Source organism: Klebsiella sp. MPUS7 (assembly GCF_009905335.1).
GTDB lineage: Bacteria > Pseudomonadota > Gammaproteobacteria > Enterobacterales > Enterobacteriaceae > Klebsiella > Klebsiella grimontii.
In genome coordinates this window covers 2,247,766-2,260,153 of sequence record NZ_CP047604.1, presented here as the reverse complement: position 1 = coordinate 2,260,153, position 12,388 = coordinate 2,247,766, and the positions used below count along the sequence as shown (strand labels likewise).

Here is a 12,388-nt window from a genome sequence, read left to right as displayed (position 1 = left end):
ATCTTCGAATTAGGAATTTTACGCATTAAACCCGGCGATAGTACCACCACAAAAGATCGCGTGGTAATCCCGCGAGCCTAAAAATAAGTACAATTGTTCACTCCGTAGTCAACATCAGGCGTAAACGTCCGCCAGCCCCCCAAATTTGGCACTGCCATGATGCACAGCGTTGACTAATTTGGTTAAGATATGCATTACCTAATGTCCCCAACGGAACGCCATTACTAATCTGAATTTGGTGCTCCCCCGTATTCAGCGTGCCATTCAAACCCGCAGAGACTAAAATTAAATTTTTCAAGCCACTGTGGTAATACCCTACCAATAATGGAAATTGCCCCGGTAAATTAGCCTGCCGCAGCAATTGGTTAACCTGTTTTAACAGGCTGCCCATCTCTGGTAAACGCTGACCCTGATGGGCAAGCTGTTCCTGCAGCAACCCATTGAACAGCGCGCGCAGCAATAAGGCTGCCAGGACCCCATTATCACCTGCTCGTGTGACATCCAGACAATAAAACGCCAGATCGTTTTCTGATAGCGGCGCAATATCCAGCACTAATCCAGGCTTATCGGCGGAGACAAGCTGCCGATAGTGAATCCGGCAACGTGACATTTCCTGTTGCACCGGCGGCTGGAGCTCCTGTAGCAGCCTTGACGCCGCGGTAGGATCGCTAACCAGCGCATCCCAGTCCTCAAACAGGCGCTCTTCTTCTTCAACACGTGAATTAAACATATTGGGATAGAGGCAGGCATAAACGGTTTCTCTCAGGCGATCGAAATCTTTTACCGGTTTGAGCAGAATATCCTGAACGCCCAGGCGCAACGCTTTGGCGATGTCCGCCATGTTTTCCGTCGCTGAAATCATCAGAATCGGCAACTGCTCGCCCTGGTTACGCACATGCTCTACCAGCTGCAGACCGTTCATTCGCGGCATTGAAATATCGCAAATCATCAAATCGGGTTTGGACTCGGCCATTTTTTGCAGCGCATCCACACCATCTTCCGCCTGGACGATGGTCGCGCCAAGTGAAGCCAACCAAGTGTGCATAAGAGAGCGGAAAACGGGTTCGTCTTCAACTATCAGAATCTGTTTTCCCGCCAATGGCTGCGTCATGATCTCTCCCCTGACTGACGATAATTTAATAGTGGCATGATATTCACACTACCGCCTGTCAGAATTTACTTAAGTATGCATCAAATGCGCTACACGGAGGTACGCACTAAAGGTAATAGTTCATCCATTTTCTTTTCCACTGCCAGATGCCCGGCGGCGATAGCTTCGCCAGCCCGATGGAAATCAAGCGTGGAGATTTGCGGGCAAAAGGGCTGAATCAGAATATCAGGCGGGTCGCCCGCCATGCGGTTTCTCTTGAGGCGATTCTCCAGAACCTGAATAGACGTCGACATGATTTCCATCGCCGTTGGCGCTCTCGTCACCCGTCGCGAAGTCATACGCGCCAGGCGAGAACGCAACCGTGAATGCCACGAGAAATCTTCTTCGCTCTCCGGATGCGGCACCTCCATGGATAACAAATCCTGCTGCATCAGATGCGCATCGTGCTGCAAATCAACGGCAATGACAATATCTGCGCCCATTGCCCGAGCCAGCGATACCGGCACCGGATTCACCACCGCGCCATCCACCAGCCAGTAGCCATTATGTATCACCGGCGCCATCAGGCCAGGCATGCTACAGGACGCACGGATCGCCAGATGCAGATCCCCTTCCGTAAACCACAGTTCGCGACCGGTGCTTAAATTCGTGGTGACCGCCGCAAACCGGCGCTCGCAGCGCTCAATCTCGCTGACGGGCATGAGTTTACGGTATTGGCTAAATACGCGCTCGCCCCGCAGCAGGCCGCCCCGCTGCCAGGAAAGATCCATTAATTTCAGGACATCCCAGTTGCTAAAGGAGCAGACCCATTTCTCCAGCGCCGGAAGTCGGTTGCAGGCGTACGCCGCCCCTACCAGTGAGCCAATTGAGCACCCTGCGATAACATCAATGTCGATACCCGTCCGCCGTAACGCATTAATCACGCCGATATGCGACCATCCCCGAGCGGCGCCAGCCCCTAGCGCCAATCCAATTTTAAGCTTTCTCATTAGTGCCGAAACATATCCTTCCACTCCGGGCATGGCATCATCGCCATACCTCAGTTAACATAATGCGCTTTGGCGGCATAGCGCCGTCTCTCTTTTACCCATGGAGGCCGTTTTGTCGCCATTATGCCCCTGTGGCAGCGCTCTGGAGTATAGCTCATGTTGTCAGCGTTATCTGGCTGGCGCGCAGCTGGCGCCCGATCCGTCACAGCTGATGCGCTCCCGCTATAGCGCGTTTGTAATGAAAGACGCCGACTATCTGATTAAAACCTGGCATCCCTCCTGCCAGGCGCAGCAGTTTCGCGCTGACCTTGAAAACGGTTTTACCCGCACGCAGTGGCATGGTCTCACCGTCTTTGCCGCCGATAAAGGCAAGAGCCCCGATGAGGGCTTCGTCAGCTTTATCGCTCGTTACGCTGACGATAACCGCTCCGGGGCCATTATTGAACGATCCCGATTCTTAAAAGAAAACGGACAGTGGTATTATATTGACGGCACGCGACCGCTAATCGGTCGTAACGATCCCTGCCCTTGCGGTTCAGGTAAAAAATTTAAAAAATGCTGCGGCCAGTAAGCCAGCAGCAGGAATAGCAAACACTACAGGATTTTCCCCGCGATGCATTCACTACAACGTAAAGTACTACGCACCATTTGCCCTGATCAGAAAGGCCTCATCGCGCGTATCACGAATATCTGCTACAAGCACGAACTTAACATCGTGCAGAACAATGAGTTCGTTGACCACCGGACCGGCCGCTTCTTTATGCGTACCGAGCTCGAGGGTATTTTCAATGATTCCATTCTCCTGGCTGACCTCGACAGCGCGCTGCCGGAAGGTTCAATTCGTGAGCTCAACCCGGCAGGACGCCGTCGGGTCGTCATTCTGGTCACCAAAGAAGCGCACTGCCTCGGCGATCTGCTGATGAAAGCCAACTATGGCGGGCTGGACGTAGAAATCGCCGCCGTCATCGGCAATCACGAAACTCTGCGCTCGCTGGTAGAACGCTTTGATATTCCCTTCCAGCTGGTGAGCCATGAGGGGTTAACCCGCGAAGAGCATGATAAAAAGATGGGCGACGCTATCGCCGCGCTTGAACCAGATTACGTCGTGCTGGCGAAATACATGCGGGTATTGACCCCCGAGTTTGTCTCTCGCTTCCCGAATAAAATTATTAATATCCACCACTCATTCTTGCCTGCTTTTATCGGCGCGCGTCCGTATCACCAGGCTTATGACCGCGGGGTGAAGATCATCGGCGCCACCGCACACTACGTGAACGATAATCTGGATGAAGGTCCAATCATTATGCAGGATGTCATTCACGTCGATCATACCTACACTGCGGAAGATATGATGCGCGCTGGACGCGACGTCGAGAAAAACGTTCTGAGCCGCGCGCTGTATCAGGTTCTTGCTCAGCGGGTATTTGTTTACGGTAACCGGACGATTATTCTTTAATCGATAATGAAATTAGCTGGTTAGCTTTGCGTCTTTACGCATAAAAATCAGGCAACCAGTTTATTTTTATCAAAGGAATACTTTACAGTGGCGCGTCATTTGATATGATGCGCCCCGCTTACCGATAAGGAAGCAGGCCAGTATTAAGCATTACCCCGTGGTGGGGTTCCCGAGCGGCCAAAGGGAGCAGACTGTAAATCTGCCGTCATCGACTTCGAAGGTTCGAATCCTTCCCCCACCACCATCTCTCAGCTTGACCTCAAAATTTAAATTACCCCTGGTGGGGTTCCCGAGCGGCCAAAGGGAGCAGACTGTAAATCTGCCGTCATCGACTTCGAAGGTTCGAATCCTTCCCCCACCACCATCACTTGTATATCGTTTTAAATTCACACTTCGCTCAGCGCCCCGTATTCATCCCATGTGGGAAGGATGAGAAGCTTCGACTAAGGTTCGATTCGAGCGAAGCGAGAAAGCGTTGCCGCAGGCAACGACCCGAAGGGCGAGGCGCAGCGCGACGAGTAATCCTTCCCCCACCACCATCATTTCTTCTGTAGCTTAATTATCCCTGAAAAATACATTGCCACCCGTTATGTCGTTGCCTTGTCGTAGGCCGGGTAAGACTCTGCCGCCACCCGGCGACGCACGGCTACATCGGCGGCAGCCGGCGCTTGACCGGCGAACTCTTCACGATAGAGGTATTGCACTGGGCATGCTCCGCCAGGCCATCGAGCAGCGTATCCAACTGCTCTATCGACCGCACCACCAGCCTGATGACAAAGCAATCCTCGCCGGTCACTTTGTCGCTTTCAATGCACTCCGGCATCGCCTGAATGTACTTATCCACTTTATGTAACAACCCAGGCAATGGGCGAACCCGCACCAGCGCCTGCAGCGTATAGCCTAACGCCGCAAGATTCACCCGCGCGCCGTAACCCTGAATCACCCCGCGCTCCTCAAGCCTTTTCAGACGCTCCGCCGTGCTGGGCGAGGTCAGGCCAATATGACCGCTCAGCACCTTCAGCGAGACGCGCGCATCCTCCACCAGACAGGCTAAAATTTGTCGGTCGATATCATCAATAAGGTTATCCATCATTTTCACCTAATTTTAAAAAGCCATTTACGTTTTCAACCTTATATCACCCCTGTAAAAGCCGACAGCAATTTTCAACAATAGCGTCATTAATCAGGAGGTGGATGATGCGTGATTTACATAAAGGCGTCTGGCAAATGAGCCTGGCGATGTTAATTTCCGGATCGATTGGCGCGTTTGTTTTACTTTCCGGCCTGCCGGTGACCGAAGTCGTATTCTGGCGCTGTCTTATCGGGGCTATTGCACTGTTTATTTTTATTCGGATGAGTCGAAAACCGTTTAGCCCACTCACCCGCATTACGCTGCTGCTGGCTATTCTCGGCGGCGTGGCCTTAGTGGTGAACTGGCTCCTGCTCTTCGCCGCCTATGAACGGATCTCTATTGGTCTTTCTACCGTGGTGTATAACACCCAGCCGTTTATGCTGGTATTGATGGGGATGCTTTTCGGTGAGCGCGTCAGCCTGGTGAAATGGGGGTGGCTGTTCCTCGCCTTTGGCGGCGTGGTCATTTTGCTCTCCACGGAGTTAACCGGCGCTCGTGGCGCCGACTGGCTCGCCGGTATCGGCCTCGCGCTGGGCGCGGCCTTCTTCTACGCGCTCACGGCAATAATTACCCGCAAGCTCAAATCCCTCGCGCCGCAGCATATTGCCTTTATTCAGGTGCTCACCGGCGTGGTAATGCTTTTACCGCTGGCGCATATGCCGTCGCTCACGCCTCCTTTCCCATGGGTGATGCTATTAACGCTGGGGATCGTGCATACCGGCGTAATGTATCAACTGCTGTACAGCGCGATACAGAAGCTTCCCACCCCTATTATCGGCTCGCTGTCATTTATCTATCCCGTCGTGGCGATCGTTGTCGATAACCGGGTATTTGGCCATTCGCTAAACCTGATCCAGTTGTTCGGCGGCGCGCTGATCCTGTTGGCTGCGGCAGGCAACAATCTTGGCTGGTGCGAAAAAAAACCCCGCCAAGGCGGGGTTGGTATCAAAACAGCGAATTAGCGACGGGCGCGAACAATCTGGTATTTGCGCGTCAGGTACTCGACCGGCGCGCTCCAGATATGCACCAGACGGGAGAACGGGAACAGCACAAACAGCGTCATGCCCAGCACCAGGTGCACGCGGAAAATAAACGCCACGCCGTCCAGATGCTGTGAAGCGCCGCCGTGGAAGGTCACCACCGACTGCGCCCAGCCCACCAGCTTCATCATTTCGCTACCGTCCATATGCTGAGCGGAGAATGGAATAGTCAGCAGGCCCAGCGCGCACTGCACCATCAGCAGGGAGAGGATCAGAATATCCGCGCCGGTGGTGGTGGCGCGAACGCGCGGGCTCAGCAGACGACGCTTGAGCAGCAGCAGGCCGCCCACCAGCGTCATCACGCCGCAGGCGCCGCCCGCAATCATCGCCATCTTCTGCTTCACGTCGATCGGCAGGAAGGATTCGTACATCCAGTGCGGCGTCAGCATACCGAGAAAGTGGCCGGCAAAGATCCCGAGAATCCCGATATGAAACAGGTTCGAAGCCAGATTCATCCCTTTACGGTCCAGCATCTGGCTGGAGGCCGCGCGCCAGGTGTACTGCCCATAGTCGTAGCGCAGCCAGCTGCCGACGAGGAACACCGTCCCGGCGATGTACGGATAAATGTCAAAGAAGAACATATTCAGGAAGTGCATTATTGCTGTCCTCCGTTAGAGATATTCAAATATTGCGGGGCAACGGCTCCGGCAAAACGACGCTGGTGAGCGGAGATCTCCGAATCATCGCAGCCCCGATCGGCAAAGAATTTCACCTGTTCTTCTTCCCAGACGGCGTCCAGCGCCTGCGGCGTATCGTCGCGGGCTTCATCGGCGATTTTTTCCGCCACTTTCCGGCTATCGACCTGCGCGTTCGCCAGCTTGAGCAGCAGCTCAAACAGCGCCGCGTAGCCGCTTTCGCGTTGTTGTAAGCGAGCGCTAAGCAGGCCGAGTATCGGCGCGATATCCTGCAATCCGCCGCGCGCCTCCGCTTCCGGCAACTGCGCCAGATACTCCAGATACAGCGGGAGATGATCCGGCAGTTCGCGGCTGTCCAGCTGCAGACCGTGGCGCTCGTACTGCGCCATCAGGTCTACCATAGCCTGGCCGCGATCGCGGGATTCGCCGTGCACGTGCTCAAACAGCAGCAGCGAGGTCGCACGGCCGCGATCGAACAGTTCGCTATAGCGAGACTGCGCGTCCAGCACGTCCTGGGCGGTCAGGTCGCGCAGGAAAATGCTCAGCTTATGGGCATCCTCCGGCGCCAGTTTTTCCGAAGCGGCGATAGCGTCAAACAGCTCCTGCTGATGCTGCCATAAGGCAGCGTCAGGGTACTCGAGAAGACGCGACACAATGACGAGTTCAATCATGGGTGCGGCTCCGTTTTGCTGGTGACGTCGATAGCATCGATACGGCGGCTGTTGAACAGATTGAACTGGCTGTCAGAACCGTGGCAGCCGTCGCCGAAGGTAAAACCGCAACCGCTTTTCTCCGGGAAGGCGTCGCGGGCCTGCTCGCGGTGGCTGCTCGGCACCACGAAACGGTCTTCGTAGTTGGCGATAGCCAGATAGCGATACATCTCCTGCGCCTGGGCTTCAGTCAGTCCAACCTCTTCCAGCGCCCGGGTATCCACGACGCCGTCCACCGTTTCCGCGCGCTTGAAGTGACGCATCGCCAGCATGCGCTTCAGCGCCAGCAGCACCGGCTGGGTATCGCCCGCGGTCAGCAGGTTGGCCAGATACTGCACCGGAATACGCAGACTTTCTACGTCTGGCAGAATGCCGTTGCTGCCCAGTTCACCCGCATCGGCGGCTGACTGAATCGGCGACAGAGGCGGCACGTACCAGACCATCGGCAGCGTGCGATATTCCGGATGCAGCGGCAGCGCCAGCTTCCAGTCCATCGCCATTTTGTAGACCGGCGACTGCTGGGCGGCCTCGATAACGCCCTGCGGCACGCCGTCTTTCAGCGCCTGCTCAATCACTTTCGGGTCGTTCGGGTTGAGGAACACGTCCAGCTGACGCTGATACAGGTCTTTCTCATTCTCCGCGCTGGCGGCATTTTCAATGGCGTCCGCGTCATACAGCAGCACGCCGAGGTAGCGAATACGCCCCACGCAGGTTTCCGAGCAGACGGTCGGCATCCCGGATTCGATACGCGGGTAGCAGAAGATGCACTTCTCGGATTTGCCGCTCTTCCAGTTGAAGTAGATTTTCTTGTACGGACAGCCGGTGATGCACATACGCCAGCCGCGGCACTTGTCCTGGTCGATCAGCACGATGCCGTCTTCTTCACGTTTATAGATGGCGCCGCTCGGGCAGGTCGCGACGCACGCCGGGTTCAGGCAGTGCTCGCACAGGCGCGGCAGATACATCATAAAGGTGTTTTCGAACTGACCGTACATCGCCTTCTGCATGTTCTCGAAGTTCTGGTCTTTGGCGCGTTTCTCGAACTCGCCGCCCAGAATCTCTTCCCAGTTCGGGCCGCTGGTGATTTTATCCATCCGCTGGCCGGTGATCAGCGAGCGCGGACGGGCGATCGGCTGATGTTTGCCCTCCGGCGCGTTGTGCAGGTTCTGGTAGTCGTAGTCAAACGGCTCGTAGTAATCGTCGATGCCCGGCAGATGCGGGTTAGCAAAGATTTTACCTAGCAGCATCGCGCGGTTGCCCATGCGCGGCTGCAGCTTGCCGTTGATCTTACGGATCCAGCCGCCCTTCCACTTTTCCTGATTCTCCCAGTCGTTCGGGAAACCGACGCCCGGTTTACTTTCAACGTTGTTAAACCACGCGTACTCCATCCCCTCGCGGCTGGTCCAGACGTTTTTACAGGTGACCGAGCAGGTATGACAGCCGATGCACTTATCGAGATTCAGCACCATGCCGACTTGTGAACGAATTTTCATTTTACGCTCTCCTGTACCTGGTCGTTACCTTCGCCATCTAACCAGTTAATATTCTTCATCTTACGTACCACCACGAACTCATCGCGGTTAGACCCTACCGTGCCGTAGTAGTTAAAGCCGTAGGCCAACTGGGCATAGCCGCCGATCATATGGGTCGGCTTCGGCGTAATACGGGTCACGGAGTTATGAATCCCGCCGCGCTGCTCGGTTACCTCTGAACCCGGCAGGTTTACGATACGTTCCTGGGCGTGATACATCATGGTCATCCCGGCCGGCACGCGCTGGCTGACCACCGCGCGGGCGGTCAGCGCGCCGTTGCTGTTGAACACTTCAATCCAGTCGTTATCCTCAATCCCCAGATCTTTGGCATCCGCCTCGCTCATCCACACAATCGGGCCGCCGCGGGACAGCGTCAGCATCAGCAGGTTGTCGCTGTAGGTGGAGTGGATCCCCCACTTCTGGTGCGGCGTCAGGAAGTTCAGCGCTTTTTCCGGGTTGCCGTTGGATTTCTTACCCATCACCGCTTTCACCGAACGGGTGTCGATTGGCGGACGATAGACCAGCAGGCTTTCGCCGAAGTCGCGCATCCACTGGTGATCCTGATACAGCTGCTGGCGGCCGGAAAGCGTGCGCCACGGGATCAGCTCATGAACGTTGGTGTAGCCGGCGTTATAGGAAACGTGCTCGTCTTCAAGCCCTGACCAGGTCGGGCTGGAGATAATTTTGCGCGGCTGGGCCTGAATATCGCGGAAGCGAATTTTCTCTTCCTCTTTATTCTTCGCCAGATGCGTATGGTCGCGACCGGTAAACTCGCTGAGCGCCGCCCAGGCTTTCACCGCCACGTGACCGTTGGTTTCCGGCGCCAGGGTCAGCACCATCTCCGCCGCGTCAATTGCTGTGTTAAGCATCGGCTGACCTTTGGCCGGACCGTCCGCTTTGGTGTAGTTGAGCTTACGCAGCAGATCCATCTCGCTCTGGGTATTCCAGGCGATGCCTTTACCGCCGTTGCCGATTTTTTCCATCAGCGGGCCGATAGAGGTGAAGCGTTCGTAAGTCGCCGGATAATCGCGTTCAACGGTCATGATATGCGGCGCGGTGACGCCTGGAATCAGGTCGCATTCACCTTTTTTCCAATCCTTAACGTCCAGCGGCTGCGCCAGTTCGGCGGCGGAGTCGTGCTGGATGGGCAGCGTCACTACGTCGGTCTCTTTGCCCAGGTGTCCTACGCAAACTTCAGAGAATTTCTTCGCGATGTCCTTGTAGATATCCCAGTCGCTCTTCGATTCCCAGGCCGGATCGACGGCGGCAGACAGCGGATGAATAAACGGATGCATATCCGAGGTATTCATGTCGTCTTTTTCATACCAGGTGGCGGTCGGCAGCACGATGTCAGAGTAGAGGCAGGTGCTCGACAAACGGAAGTCCAGCGTCACCACCAGATCCAGCTTGCCGTCGAGACCGTTGTCTTTCCACTCCACCTCTTCCGGCTTCACGCCGCCCTGCTTGCCAAGATCTTTGCCCTGAATACCGTTTTCCGTACCCAGCAGATACTTCAGCATGTACTCGTGGCCCTTACCGGAAGAGCCCAGCAGGTTGGAACGCCAGATGAACAGGTTGCGCGGATGGTTCTTACCGTTTTCCGGCTGCTCAGCGGCAAAGCGAATGGAGCCCTCTTTCAGGGATTTGACGGTGTAGTCGACCGGCGTCATGCCCGCTTTTTTCGCCTCTTGCGCAATGCGCAGCGGGTTGGTGCCCAGCTGCGGCGCCGACGGCAGCCAGCCCATACGTTCAGCGCGCACGTTGAAGTCAATCAGGTGGCCGCTGTAGCGGGATTTATCCGCTAACGGCGACAGCAGCTCCTGCGCGGTGACGGTTTCATAGCGCCACTGGCTGGAGTGGTTATAAAAGTACGACGTGCTGTTCATATGACGCGCCGGACGCTGCCAGTCGAGGGCAAACGCCAGCGGCTGCCAGCCGGTCTGCGGACGCAGTTTTTCCTGGCCCACGTAGTGCGCCCAGCCGCCGCCGCTCTGCCCGACGCAGCCGCAGAAGATCAGCATATTGATAAGGCCGCGATAGTTCATATCGAGGTGGAACCAGTGGTTCAGACCGGCGCCGACGATGATCATCGAACGGCCGTGGGTCTTATCGGCGTTATCGGCGAACTCGCGCGCGGTACGGATAATATGCGCCCGGGAAACGCCGGTGATTTTCTCCGCCCATGCCGGGGTATACGCTTTCACGTCATCATAGCTGCTGGCGCAGTTTTCATCGCCCAGACCGCGATCCAGACCGTAGTTGGCCATGGTCAGATCGTACACGGTGGCGACCAGCACGCTAGAGCCGTCGGCTTTCTGCAGGCGTTTGACCGGCAGTTTGTGCAGCAGCACGTTTTCCAGCTCGACTTTATTAAAGTGCTCGGTACCTTCGCCGCCAAAATAGGGGAAGCCGACGTTGGCGATATCGTCATGGCTACCCAGCAGGCTCAGGCGCAGCTCGACATCTTCGCCGGTTTTACCGTCGCGCTGTTCAAGGTTCCATTTGCCTTTATCGCCCCAGCGGAAGCCGATAGAACCGTTCGGTACGGTGATTTCGCCCTTCTCATCAAAAGCGACGGTTTTCCATTCCGGATTCTTTTCCTGACCTAGCGCATCGACCAGATCCGCCGCGCGCAGCATACGGCCCGCCGCGTAATAGCCATCGCGCTCTTCGAGCATCACCAGCATCGGCATGTCGGTGTAGCGACGCACGTAATCGGTGAAATACTGGCTCGGTTTATCGAGATGGAACTCGCGCAGCATCACGTGGCCCATCGCCAGCGCCATCGCCGCATCCGTACCCTGCTTCGGCGCCAGCCACAGATCGCAAAGCTTGGCGATTTCGGCGTAGTCAGGGGTGATAGCAACGGTTTTGGTGCCTTTATAGCGCACTTCGGTAAAGAAGTGGGCATCCGGGGTACGGGTCTGCGGAACGTTGGAACCCCAGGCGATGATGTAGCTGGAGTTATACCAGTCGGCCGATTCCGGCACGTCGGTTTGCTCGCCCCAGGTCTGCGGAGAGGCAGGCGGCAGGTCGCAGTACCAGTCGTAGAAGCTCAGGCAGGTGCCGCCGATCAGCGACAGATAGCGCGCGCCGGAGGCATAGGAGACCATCGACATCGCCGGAATGGGCGAGAAGCCCGCCACGCGGTCCGGGCCGTAGGTTTTGACGGTATAGACGTTAGAGGCGGCAATCAGCTCGTTCACCTCTTGCCAGGATGAACGCACGAAACCGCCGCGACCACGCGCTTGCTTGAAGCTTTTCGCTTTATCAGCGTCTTCAATAATCGAGGCCCATGCGTCAACCGGATCGCTGTGCTGCGCCTTCGCTTCACGCCACATCTTCATCAGGCGTTTGCGCATCAGCGGATACTTCAGGCGGTTGGCGCTGTAGAGGTACCAGGAGTAGCTGGCGCCGCGCGGGCAGCCGCGCGGTTCATGGTTTGGCATATCCGGACGGGTGCGCGGATAGTCAGTCTGCTGGGTTTCCCAGGTGACGAGACCATTTTTGACATAAATCTTCCAGCTGCACGAGCCGGTGCAGTTGACGCCGTGGGTGGAGCGCACAACTTTATCGTGCTGCCAACGTTGACGGTATCCATCCTCCCAGTCCCGGTTGGTTTTTAGAAGCTGGCCGTGCCCATCGGCAAAGGTTTCACCCTTCTGTTTGAAGTAGCGAAACCGGTCCAGGAATTTACTCATCGGGTTTCTCCTGTGTGGAGCCTGACGGCTCTCTGATAAATCGACATTGCTGGATTTGCAGCGAAGGTAACGCTATGAAAGA

General features: G+C 56.2%; 10 protein-coding genes, 2 tRNA genes and 1 other RNA gene. 6 read left to right on the top strand and 7 right to left on the bottom strand.

Annotated features, from left to right (window positions below):
• Positions 1-97: 97 nt before the first annotated feature.
• Together rssB and rssA are read right to left on the bottom strand one after the other, a co-directional pair.
• Positions 98-1,111, bottom strand: a complete 1,014-nt coding sequence (gene rssB, locus GUC22_RS10605) for a two-component system response regulator RssB (RefSeq protein ID WP_024357875.1) — start codon at positions 1,109-1,111, stop codon at positions 98-100.
• A gap of 89 nt (positions 1,112-1,200) precedes the next feature.
• Entirely contained in the window at positions 1,201-2,100 is a 900-nt protein-coding gene (rssA, locus tag GUC22_RS10600) for a patatin-like phospholipase RssA (protein ID WP_102649715.1), read from the bottom strand.
• 112 nt (positions 2,101-2,212) lie between these two features.
• On the opposite strand from rssA, the gene GUC22_RS10595 reads away from it, so the two are divergent.
• The 5 genes from GUC22_RS10595 (at position 2,213) to GUC22_RS10575 (ending at position 4,095) form a co-directional block, all read left to right on the top strand.
• The gene (locus tag GUC22_RS10595) at positions 2,213-2,671 is read left to right on the top strand and encodes a YchJ family protein (protein ID WP_004132203.1); all 459 of its coding nucleotides are present in this window, start codon (positions 2,213-2,215) and stop codon (positions 2,669-2,671) included.
• Positions 2,672-2,713: 42 nt separating this feature from the next.
• Entirely contained in the window at positions 2,714-3,556 is an 843-nt protein-coding gene (gene purU, locus GUC22_RS10590) for a formyltetrahydrofolate deformylase (RefSeq protein WP_024357873.1), read from the top strand.
• A gap of 159 nt (positions 3,557-3,715) precedes the next feature.
• A tRNA-Tyr gene (locus GUC22_RS10585) sits at positions 3,716-3,800 on the top strand.
• A 35-nt stretch (positions 3,801-3,835) separates the two neighbouring features.
• Positions 3,836-3,920, top strand: a tRNA-Tyr gene (locus GUC22_RS10580).
• 44 nt (positions 3,921-3,964) lie between these two features.
• Positions 3,965-4,095: non-coding RNA, RtT sRNA (locus GUC22_RS10575), on the top strand.
• A 107-nt stretch (positions 4,096-4,202) separates the two neighbouring features.
• Here GUC22_RS10575 and GUC22_RS10570 read toward each other — a convergent pair.
• Positions 4,203-4,646, bottom strand: coding sequence for an Lrp/AsnC family transcriptional regulator (locus GUC22_RS10570; RefSeq protein ID WP_004133011.1), 444 nt, complete (start codon positions 4,644-4,646; stop codon positions 4,203-4,205).
• A 107-nt stretch (positions 4,647-4,753) separates the two neighbouring features.
• On the opposite strand from GUC22_RS10570, the gene GUC22_RS10565 reads away from it, so the two are divergent.
• Entirely contained in the window at positions 4,754-5,650 is an 897-nt protein-coding gene (locus tag GUC22_RS10565) for a DMT family transporter (RefSeq protein WP_160183887.1), read from the top strand.
• Here the strand turns inward: GUC22_RS10565 and narI are convergent.
• The 4 genes from narI to GUC22_RS10545 are packed head-to-tail and all read right to left on the bottom strand — an operon-like array spanning position 5,647 to position 12,306.
• On the bottom strand, positions 5,647-6,324 hold the full coding sequence (gene narI / locus GUC22_RS10560) for a respiratory nitrate reductase subunit gamma (protein WP_004121739.1): 678 nt from the start codon (positions 6,322-6,324) through the stop codon (positions 5,647-5,649). The genes GUC22_RS10565 and narI overlap by 4 nt on opposite strands.
• On the bottom strand, positions 6,324-7,034 hold the full coding sequence (narJ, locus tag GUC22_RS10555; protein WP_134878400.1) for a nitrate reductase molybdenum cofactor assembly chaperone: 711 nt from the start codon (positions 7,032-7,034) through the stop codon (positions 6,324-6,326). The genes narI and narJ overlap by 1 nt, the downstream gene beginning before the upstream one ends.
• Positions 7,031-8,566 carry a nitrate reductase subunit beta gene (gene narH, locus GUC22_RS10550; protein ID WP_024357871.1) on the bottom strand — a complete coding sequence of 512 codons (1,536 nt, stop codon included), beginning with the start codon at positions 8,564-8,566 and terminating at the stop codon, positions 7,031-7,033. The genes narJ and narH overlap by 4 nt, the downstream gene beginning before the upstream one ends.
• A complete protein-coding gene (locus GUC22_RS10545; RefSeq protein WP_049088171.1) occupies positions 8,563-12,306 on the bottom strand; it encodes a nitrate reductase subunit alpha in 3,744 nt (1,247 codons plus the stop codon). Before GUC22_RS10545 ends, narH begins: the two co-directional genes overlap by 4 nt.
• Between the last annotated feature and the right edge of the window lie 82 nt (positions 12,307-12,388).

What these genes read in the sequence shown, in the direction of transcription:
- rssA (WP_102649715.1), bottom strand. Translation starts at nt 2,100, where the DNA reads ATGAGAAAGCTTAAAATTGGATTGGCGCTAGGGGCTGGCGCCGCTCGG.
- rssB (WP_024357875.1), bottom strand. Translation starts at nt 1,111, where the DNA reads ATGACGCAGCCATTGGCGGGAAAACAGATTCTGATAGTTGAAGACGAA.
- purU (WP_024357873.1), top strand. Translation starts at nt 2,714, where the DNA reads ATGCATTCACTACAACGTAAAGTACTACGCACCATTTGCCCTGATCAG.
- GUC22_RS10565 (WP_160183887.1), top strand. Translation starts at nt 4,754, where the DNA reads ATGCGTGATTTACATAAAGGCGTCTGGCAAATGAGCCTGGCGATGTTA.
- GUC22_RS10570 (WP_004133011.1), bottom strand. Translation starts at nt 4,646, where the DNA reads ATGGATAACCTTATTGATGATATCGACCGACAAATTTTAGCCTGTCTG.
- narH (WP_024357871.1), bottom strand. Translation starts at nt 8,566, where the DNA reads ATGAAAATTCGTTCACAAGTCGGCATGGTGCTGAATCTCGATAAGTGC.
- GUC22_RS10545 (WP_049088171.1), bottom strand. Translation starts at nt 12,306, where the DNA reads ATGAGTAAATTCCTGGACCGGTTTCGCTACTTCAAACAGAAGGGTGAA.
- narJ (WP_134878400.1), bottom strand. Translation starts at nt 7,034, where the DNA reads ATGATTGAACTCGTCATTGTGTCGCGTCTTCTCGAGTACCCTGACGCT.
- narI (WP_004121739.1), bottom strand. Translation starts at nt 6,324, where the DNA reads ATGCACTTCCTGAATATGTTCTTCTTTGACATTTATCCGTACATCGCC.